Raw genomic sequence first — 5,235 nt, 5'->3', positions numbered from 1 at the left:
CTGCTGCCGATCGTTCGGGCCATCTTCGGCTCATACGATCCGGAGACCAATCGGCGGATGATCCAGGAGTTCTTCTGGCTCGTCCCGAAGAAGAATTCGAAGTCGTCCGGTGCCGCGGCCATCATGGTCACGGTGCTGATCGTGAATCGGCGACCCTTGGCCGAGGCGCTGCTCGTCGCGCCGACGAAGGAGATCGCCAACATCGCCTACAAGCAGGCCTGGGGCATCATCCAGGCTGACCCGGAACTAGCGAAGCTCTTCCACGGACAGCACCACGTCCGTACGATCACCCACCGGAACAGCGGCGCCTCGCTCCAGATCAAGGCGGCCGACACCGACGTCATCACCGGGTCGAAGGCGACCTACACGCTGATCGACGAGACGCACGTATTCGCGAAGAAGCCGCGGGCGGCCGACGTCTTCGTGGAGGTGCGTGGCGCCCTGGCGGCCCGGCCCGATGGCTTCCTGATCCAGGTGACCACGCAGTCGAAGGATACGCCCTCCGGCGTGTTCAAGCAGGAGCTGGAGACGGCCCGTAAGGTGCGGGACGGTGAGATGCAGCTCCCGCTGCTCCCGGTCCTCTACGAGTTGCCCGCTAAGCTCGTGGCCGACGGCGGGTGGAAGGACCGGAAGCTCTGGCCGCTGGTTAATCCGAACATGGGCCGGTCGGTCGATGAGACCTTCCTGGCCAACCAGCTGCTGAAGGCGGAACAGGAGGGCGGCGACGCCCTGGCACTGCTGGCCTCCCAGCACTTCAATGTCCAGATCGGCATGGGCCTGGGCGGCAACTGGCCCGGCGCCGAGTTCTGGGGCCGCGGAACGGACACGACACTGACGCTCGATGCGCTGTTGGAGCGCTCCGAGGTCGTCTGCATCGGCATCGACGGCGGCGGCCTCGACGACCTGTTCGGGCTCACCGTGCTCGGCCGAGACAGGCTGATGGGCGTCTTCATCGTAGACGCAGGCGGCAACATCAACATCCAGGCCGTCCCGACTATGGCCGCAACGGGGTCCTTCCTCCAGTTCGACGGCGCGAACTTCAACATCCGGCCGCAGTAATCCCCGCTCGCCGCGCCACCCGGCCCGAGCCCGTCACCTTTCCTCGACATCGGAGAAGATCACCATGGACGTCGCTGCAATCCAGCGCGCTCTCCTCGCGCGCGGGTATGACCTCGGACCCTCGGGAGCGGACGGCGACGCAGGACCGCTCACCATCGCCGCCGTGACCGCGTTCCAGCGGGCGGCAGGGCTGGTGCCTGATGGCATCGCTGGGCCGAAGACGCAGGCCGCCCTGCAGAAGGCCGACATCAGCGAGCGGCGCGAGGCACCCGAGAAGCCCGGCTGGCTTGTTCTGGCCGAGGGTGAACTCGGCATCCGCGAAGGCGCCGGTGCGGCGAATAACCCCCGCGTCGTGCAGCTCTTCGCCGATGCGGGCTTCTCCGGCATCAAGCAGGACTCGGTGGCGTGGTGCGCTGCAGCCGTTGGCGCCATGCTGAAGCGGGCCGGTCACAAGCCCTCCGGTAGCCTTGCGGCGCGCTCCTACGAGGCGTGGGGCGTTGGGCTGAAGGAGCCGGCCCTCGGCGCGATCGCCACGAAGAAGCGGGGCAACTCGTCCTGGCAGGGCCATGTCGGCTTCGTCGTCGGCGCCAATGCGAGCCAGATCTTCTTGCTGGGCGGCAACCAGGGCGACGCGTGGTCGATCGCATCCTTCCCGCGCAAGGAGTTCACGTCCTTCCGCTGGCCGGCCGACATGCCGCTGCCGGCGCCGCAAACGCTGCCGGCGACGATCGCAGGGGCACGCTTGGGTGTGAGTGAAGCCTGAAAACAGCGGATCGGCGTCCAGGGGGGCATCGACACCGACCCGCTGGCCGTTGACCGCGAAGCCGAAGGGGCCTGCGACACAACGACATCACATCATATGCTTAGTGTGAGGAGCGCTCCAGGCCCTCTTACGGCTTAACGCGCTCAAGTTCTCGCTAGGACGCATCTGAGCGGCGCCCGACAGAGCGGGCCGGCGCCAAAGCCCCCCTACGCACCGACCCGCCGTCCGCGGGCTCCGGTGAGGCCTAGGGCCCTGCAGACGCAGTCATTCGTGCGCCTCAACCCAAGGGCGCACAAGTAGCACATTCGCTGTACCCCCCGTGTAGAATTACCGAGCCGGCCGGGCCCGCCGCGCATCCCCACCATCAGGACCACCACCATGACCCGTGTGCTCTCGCTCGCGGCGCTGGCGCTTGCCTGTGTCGTATCTCCTGCTCTTGCTGCCGAGGTCGCCACCGTCGGCAACAAGCCCGTGCTGATCCCCTGGGGCGATTGGCTCGTCGCGCTCGCGGTGTCTCTGCGGGAGCCGATCCTCACCGTGCTCCTGCCGATCATCGCAGCCTACGTCATCCAGGCCGTCCGCAAGGTTTACCCGTGGGCGGCCCTGTTCCTGTCGCAGAAGCGCGTCGAGATGATGCTTGAGGCCGGCGTCGGCTTCGGCCTGAACGCAGTGAACGGCGCGGCCAGGGGCAAGACGCTTTCTGTCAACGTGGCCGTGCCGGTGATCGCTAAGGGAACGCAGTACCTCGTCGACACCGCGCCGTCCGCGGTCATCAAGGCGGCCGGCGGCGCCGATGGCATCGCGGCCCGCATGTTCCGCAAGCTCGATCTCGACGAGCACGCCAGCGAGCAGGCCGTGCTGGTCCCGGCGCAGGAGCAGATCAGCGCCGGCACGGTGGACGCCGACGAACTGCACCGCATGAACGAGATGACTCGGCAATAAGCAGGAGGGGCGCATGCCCGGCTCGAACGGGGGAGCGCGCCGGCCGCTCCTGCCCATGCACTCCGCCGGCCCCTACAGCACCTACCGCCTGTTCGAGTGGTGCATGGCGACGATGATGGTGCTGATCGCCTTCACCCTCGCCATGCCGGGCGACACCATGGAGCGCAACGCGCTGAAGCCGATCGCCGAGATGGGGTTCAGCGAAGCCAACATGGCGCTGGTCTTCGGCTGCGCCGGAAGCGTGCGCATCATGGCGCTGTTCCTCAACGGCTACATCAACAACGTTCGGGTCGGACCGAAGGGCGCCTATGCGCGGGCGATCGGTGCCGGGATCGGCTGCCTCATCATGGGCCAGTTCGCGGTGGCCCTGATCTATGATGCCTTCACGGTGGCGCATGCGCCGAGCTTCGTCATCCCGGTGTTCGGGACGCTCGCCGGGTTCGAGGCCATCTCCGTCTACATCGCCGTGCTGGACGGCGTGTCGCGCCGGAGCCGGCTTGGCAAGGCTCTGGCGGCACTTGAGGAGGTTCGGGGCTGATGGACTGGCTCACCTTCCTCAAGGACGTGATCGCGACGCAGCAGTTCCTCCAGATCTTTGTCGGCGGCTGCACCATGATGCTGATCGGCTGGATGGTCACGCAGGCACGAGGGGACCGCGAGCACCTGCCACCGCCAGCGCCGGCCAGCCTCGCCGACGTGCCCCCGCCCTTTCTGCAGGGGCCGCGTGAGGCGATCGACCTGATGCGGGAACTGCGCGATCTCGCCCGTCGGCAGACCGAGGACACCGGCCGGATCGCGGAGTGCGTCCGCGTCATCCGCGAGGAGGCGAAGCGGCAGACCGAACTCCTGGGCCTGATCGAGCGCGAGCAGGCGATCGAGAACCGGGCACATCATGATCGGGACCGGCCGTGACGCCCTGCTTCGTCGCTGTCACTCTGGCAGGCCTGCTCGGCCTGTGACGCGCGCGGCAGCGGATGATCCACCCGACGTAAGTCGAGGTGGGTCATCATTCGTTAGGTGCTCAATCCTGGATCAGCAGCCGTCGTCCTGTTGACCCTGCTTACCCGGCAGCTGATTGGCGCCGACATTGTTCATCGCGCCAACCGTCTTCGGCGCACTCGGCTGCTCACCGCCGGCGAGGTTCTTGGTCGACCGGTCTGCATCCGAACTCGACCCGCCACCCGCCTGCTGTCCCTGGCTGCCGCTGCCAGATTGCCCCTGCTGAGCCATCGTTCCCTTACCTTCTGCCTGCCGGGTCACATCAGCAGGTGAGGTGGCGCGATCGGCAGCCATATTGTTCATTGCACCGACTGTTTTGGGGGAACTCGGCTGCTGACCATCGGCGAGGTTTTTGGTCGAGTGGTCGGCGCTGGAGCTTTTTTCGTTGGCGGCTTGCTTGCCCTGCGTGTTGCACGGCGCTGCGATTGCGGACGTGGCCGTGAAAGCAAGGATTGCGGTAGCACTGAGTAGGGTTGAGATCTTGGTCATGCGTTCCTCCGCAGGTTTCTGGCTTCTATAGGAAGCGCGAGCCGTAGAAGGTGGTTCCTCACGCGCCCGTGAGGTAACGAGCGGTAGACCTGCCGAAATGCACCTTCTTTGCCCAGGCGGCTCAAGTGCGGCGGACCTTCGTGCCGGCTTCCCAACCTACGTCGGCTCAGCGACTGAGCGGACCCAGCTCGCCATCGGCGACAGGCGGCGGACGGGTGAGCTTGGGTTGGGAGGAGCGCCACCGGTCCGAGACCGCTAGACTGATACAGCTTCCGGCGGTAGCCTCGATTCCGCTCGCCCTCCAGCGGGTCCCGTAGACGCATCTTGCCCCGCCCGGTTCTCCGGAGCGGGGCTTTTCGTTCGGTTTCAGACGGAGCCCGAACATTGCCGGCACCGACAGGTTGCCCGATCAGCGAACCATGGCGGTTCCTCCCTCCGACTTGCCCCGCCCGGCTCTGCCACGGCGGGGTTTTTTGTGGAAGCAAACCGCCTCAGAGGTGGTGCGGGCGCCGTGCGTCGAGCGCAGATCGGATCCGCTGCGTTAGTGGCAAATGTCGACCCGCTGTGCTCACAGCTACGACCTGCTGCCGCTCGCAGTCGGTCCGACTACCGTCTGCTTTCGAGCCGCCACTCGACCCAGCTTTGGGCCTCGTCGAGACCGGCGAAGGTAGGCGGGTCTGGATGATCAACACGCCCAAAGCCCGCCTCCAGGAACCACATCCCGGTCGCCTCCCCGTGATCGTCCGAGAGCCGAACCAGAACCACTACCAGGAACCCATCCGAGAAGACGAGGTGGCTCTCTGTGTCTGAGGTACCCGCCGCAACTTGAACAGGCTGCAGGCGAAGGGTCATGCGGCCGCTCAGCGCTCCAGGTTCAGGTACGTCGGGTCGAACTGAGCAATTCGCACAAGTTCTTCCCAAGCCTCGATGACCAGCGTCTGAGAGCGCAGCGTGATCAGGGCTCGGCCACGCATCTCCTGCAG

At 66.3% G+C, this 5,235-nt stretch carries 7 protein-coding genes; 5 read left to right on the top strand and 2 right to left on the bottom strand.

Annotated elements, in window-relative coordinates; genetic code table 11:
* The 5 genes from FHU13_RS27225 to FHU13_RS27205 all read left to right on the top strand — a co-directional run.
* On the top strand, window positions 1–1,059 hold a 1,059-nt coding region (locus tag FHU13_RS27225; RefSeq protein WP_246714923.1), incomplete at its 5' end, for a terminase large subunit domain-containing protein.
* Between the two features lie 64 nt (window positions 1,060–1,123).
* Window positions 1,124–1,822, top strand: coding sequence for a TIGR02594 family protein (locus FHU13_RS27220; RefSeq protein WP_183438942.1), 699 nt, complete (start codon window positions 1,124–1,126; stop codon window positions 1,820–1,822).
* 378 nt (window positions 1,823–2,200) lie between these two features.
* Complete coding sequence (locus tag FHU13_RS27215; protein WP_183438941.1) at window positions 2,201–2,764, top strand: hypothetical protein; 564 nt, start codon at window positions 2,201–2,203, stop codon at window positions 2,762–2,764.
* A gap of 13 nt (window positions 2,765–2,777) precedes the next feature.
* Window positions 2,778–3,302, top strand: a complete 525-nt coding sequence (locus tag FHU13_RS27210) for a hypothetical protein (RefSeq protein WP_183438940.1) — start codon at window positions 2,778–2,780, stop codon at window positions 3,300–3,302.
* Window positions 3,302–3,676 (top strand): hypothetical protein, encoded by a 375-nt coding sequence (locus FHU13_RS27205; protein ID WP_183438939.1) that lies wholly within the window; start codon window positions 3,302–3,304, stop codon window positions 3,674–3,676. The genes FHU13_RS27210 and FHU13_RS27205 overlap by 1 nt, the downstream gene beginning before the upstream one ends.
* A gap of 120 nt (window positions 3,677–3,796) precedes the next feature.
* Here the strand turns inward: FHU13_RS27205 and FHU13_RS27200 are convergent, their stop codons facing one another.
* Together FHU13_RS27200 and FHU13_RS27195 are read right to left on the bottom strand one after the other, a co-directional pair.
* Complete coding sequence (locus FHU13_RS27200; protein WP_183438938.1) at window positions 3,797–4,252, bottom strand: hypothetical protein; 456 nt, start codon at window positions 4,250–4,252, stop codon at window positions 3,797–3,799.
* Between the two features lie 606 nt (window positions 4,253–4,858).
* Window positions 4,859–5,104 (bottom strand): hypothetical protein, encoded by a 246-nt coding sequence (locus FHU13_RS27195; RefSeq protein WP_183438937.1) that lies wholly within the window; start codon window positions 5,102–5,104, stop codon window positions 4,859–4,861.
* Window positions 5,105–5,235: the final 131 nt, after the last annotated feature.

The sequence above is a fragment of the Methylobacterium sp. R2-1 genome, from assembly GCF_014191355.1.
Lineage (GTDB): Bacteria > Pseudomonadota > Alphaproteobacteria > Rhizobiales > Beijerinckiaceae > Methylobacterium.
Note: the sequence above shows the minus strand (reverse complement) of the source record. Positions and strands in the feature narration are given on the sequence as shown.